This is a genomic window from Sporolactobacillus vineae DSM 21990 = SL153, from assembly GCF_000377985.1.
GTDB lineage: Bacteria > Bacillota > Bacilli > Bacillales > Sporolactobacillaceae > Sporolactobacillus > Sporolactobacillus vineae.
The window spans coordinates 1-3,079 of sequence record NZ_KB899077.1 but is presented as its reverse complement, the minus strand read 5'-3'; the positions used below and the strand labels follow the sequence as shown (position 1 = coordinate 3,079).

4 protein-coding genes are annotated in these 3,079 nt (G+C 38.9%); 3 read left to right on the top strand and 1 reads right to left on the bottom strand.

Going from position 1 to position 3,079, the window contains the following annotated elements; genetic code table 11:
* The first annotated feature begins 297 nt into the window (after positions 1 to 297).
* On the top strand, positions 298 to 1,449 hold the full coding sequence (locus tag D889_RS0114690; RefSeq protein WP_018962465.1) for an ImmA/IrrE family metallo-endopeptidase: 1,152 nt from the start codon (positions 298 to 300) through the stop codon (positions 1,447 to 1,449).
* Positions 1,449 to 1,952 (top strand): DUF4411 family protein, encoded by a 504-nt coding sequence (locus tag D889_RS0114685; protein ID WP_010632948.1) that lies wholly within the window; start codon positions 1,449 to 1,451, stop codon positions 1,950 to 1,952. Before D889_RS0114690 ends, D889_RS0114685 begins: the two co-directional genes overlap by 1 nt.
* Positions 1,953 to 1,964: 12 nt before the next feature.
* On the opposite strand, the gene D889_RS0114680 is transcribed toward D889_RS0114685, so the two are convergent.
* A complete protein-coding gene (locus D889_RS0114680) occupies positions 1,965 to 2,276 on the bottom strand; it encodes a hypothetical protein (protein WP_010632947.1) in 312 nt (103 codons plus the stop codon).
* Between D889_RS0114680 and D889_RS15935 the strand changes: the two genes are divergently transcribed.
* A complete protein-coding gene (locus tag D889_RS15935; RefSeq protein ID WP_345938779.1) occupies positions 2,157 to 2,630 on the top strand; it encodes an ImmA/IrrE family metallo-endopeptidase in 474 nt (157 codons plus the stop codon). The genes D889_RS0114680 and D889_RS15935 overlap by 120 nt on opposite strands.
* The last annotated feature ends 449 nt before the right edge of the window (positions 2,631 to 3,079 follow it).

The following is a 3,079-nucleotide window of genomic DNA, read 5'->3' as shown; positions in this document are numbered from 1 at the left end:
GGAGGGGGCTGGCCAGCCCCCTCCAGAGAAACAGAATACCTGCTCATTTTCCCATATTCAGATAACCCTTTTTACACAATTATAAGGACTTAACTCGTTGTTTGGCGCCCATAAGCTATCACATTTCTGAAAATAAAAGTGGACATTTGGGCTCGTATTTAAAAAGATTAGGCCAATTATAATTGGGAGGAGGATAAAACCATGATAAAAGTATACGCTTCTGCTCATTTATCCCTAATAGTACCTTATAATTTAGTCTACAATCGTATATTATATGTATTGAGAGGAGGGTTTCAGATGGTTAAGGTTGAAGTGAGTTCAGCAATACTGGAGTGGGCAGTAGGAAGAGTAAAAAGTCCAGAAAAATTATTTGCTGACTTCCCCAAACTACGCGAATGGATTAATCAAACAAGTCAACCTACGATTAATCAATTGGAGAAATTGGCAATAAAAACATATGTCCCTTTTGGATTTATGTTTCTAAAAGAACCCCCACTAGAGAAATTACCTATCCCACATTACCGTACTGTTAAAAATCGAAATACAAACGCGCCTAGTTCTGAGCTCATGGAAACTGTTAAAACTATGGAAACCCGTAAAGACTGGATGCATGATTATCTTATTGAGGTAGGTAATTCGAGGCTGGACTTTGTGGGATCAGTGACTAGTGAAAAATCAACTCAGAAAGTTGCAGAGGAAATCAAAAAAACATTAAAGCTATCTAGTGGATGGGCAAATGAATGTTCATCATGGGAAAGTGCTTTCCACTTATTATTAGCCAGAACTGAAAAAGCAGGCATTTTGGTTGTTATAAATGGTATCGTCGGTAACAATACTCGCAGACCTTTAAATGTTGACGAATTTCGAGGATTTGTTCTTATTGATGATTACGCTCCTCTAATATTTATTAACGGAAAAGACGGGAAAGCCGCACAAATGTTTACTCTAGCTCATGAATTGGCTCATGTATGGCTAGGTAAAAGTGCAGCATTTGATTTAAAAGCACTTCACCCTTCTAATAACATCATTGAGTTAAAATGTAATGAAATAGCAGCTGAATTTTTGGCTCCAGAAAATGAATTTCGCTACTATTGGTTCACTGTAACCGAAAATCATAAATATCAGCAACTAGCTAAGCACTTTAAAGTAAGCGAGATTGTAATAGCTAGAAGAGCGCTTGACTTAGATTTTATCACTAGAGATGACTTTTTTGATTTTTATAACCATCACTTTGAAAGGCTAGAACAAGAGAAGTTGAATCACAAGAAACAATCCGGTGGAAACTTTTATGCAGTACAGAATTATCGTGTCGGTCGACGATTCGCTCAAGCTGTTATCACTGAAGCTCAAGAAGGAAACATTTTATATCGAGAAGCATATCGGCTAACTGGTTTGAAGAGTAAAGCTTATACTGAATTTGCGAAACGCATTGAATCGGAGGGTATTTAATGTCATCAAGTCCCCTCTATGTTCTTGACACCAATATCTTTGTACAAGCGTATAAAACCTACTATTCATTTGATTTGGCTCCTTCTTTTTGGAAACTCATCGTTGAACAGGCCAAACGTGGTAAGATTTTAACTATTGACCGAGCGAAGCAAGAAATTGATTCGTACAATAAAGATGACCCGTTAAAAAAATGGGCCGATATGAAAATTGACACTTGGTGTAAATCTACAAATGATACTAAAGTAATATCTTCTTACGTACAGATAATTGATTGGGTAATGAAACAAAACAGTATCAAAGACTATGCTAAAGAAGAATTCGGCAGAATTTGTGATAGCTGGATTATTGCCTTCGCACACGCGTATAGTTGTACTGTTGTAACTCAAGAGAAATACGACTCAAATTGCAAAAAAAGAGTAAAAATACCTAATGTTTGCGAAGCGTTTCATGTTCCTTATATGGGTACTTTCGAAATGATGCGCAAATTGAATATGCACTTTTAATCTATACTGCAATTAAATTAAGCCCTTTACGGGCTTTTCTTTTTGCCCTAAAATAAGAACATACATTCCCTTATAGGAGCTGACATCATTGAAAAAGCCATATTCCCCTCCAACGATTGAACAATGGGTATCAGATGCATTCATTGCTGCTGACTTCTCTATCCTTCTGATCTGGTACCAGAACGAATCGCAAAAGCTTTTAATATTTATTATTTCAACTGGCCAGGTCGCGCTTACTCCTTTCAGGTAGCCGAAAGATCGGAAGCCTACATAGTCGGTGACAGCAAGGCCAGTACTGTCCAGAAACGGATAGAATTCTTCCATGAGTTGGGCCATCTTCTGAGACACGCTGGCGATCAATGCAATATGCCGGAATCATTCCGCAAAATGCAGGAAGCAGATGCAAATCTGTTCGTTATGTACGCCTCTATCCCCTTTCATATGATCGATTTTTCAAAAGCAAACACGGTAAAAAGTATCATGGATGAGTTTCATGTAAACCGGGATCTGGCTTACACTCGGATCGAGGACATACGCACAAAGACTTTTTTCGAACAGCAGCGTCGCCGGCAGCAGTATCACCCTGTCTTCTCTCCCTTCAGCCTTGATAAGTGCTGCGACGAAACGAAAAGAATTATGGGCCAGCTGTCTCGCCAGACAGGGGTGAAATACTTTTGAACACACTTTATTATGATCACGATCCAGACAGTCAGATACGTCCTGTGTGGCTTTCGGTTAACATCAGGGACTGCGTTATGGATGATCGCAAACACTATTTATTTACTGATGTATCAAAGTATGAAACATGTGACGTGTCTGACTTCTATGACGACCTCGCAAGATGCTCTGTTTACCTTGGAGATCTTGCTTTAGGCTGCCGTCATGGAGAGATTGGAATAAACATTGATTCGATCAGAGAGCGTACCAGTGGCTCCATTGATGGTATTGATTACTTTATGCTACTTGTTTCAGATGTAATTGAGTTGCTGGGAATCCAGAAATGTATATAGTAATCTAAAAGTACCCCAGGAGAGTCATTGAAAATTCCCCCACTTAGATATAATTAACCCACAGATGATCAGATTGTCAGCTGTGGGGAGATGGGGATGACGATTATTTTGATGCAG

Bases quoted from the DNA above. Each gene is read 5' to 3' on its own strand.
- D889_RS0114690 (WP_018962465.1), top strand. From the start codon at position 298: ATGGTTAAGGTTGAAGTGAGTTCAGCAATACTGGAGTGGGCAGTAGGA.
- D889_RS0114685 (WP_010632948.1), top strand. From the start codon at position 1,449: ATGTCATCAAGTCCCCTCTATGTTCTTGACACCAATATCTTTGTACAA.
- D889_RS0114680 (WP_010632947.1), bottom strand. From the start codon at position 2,276: ATGGAAGAATTCTATCCGTTTCTGGACAGTACTGGCCTTGCTGTCACC.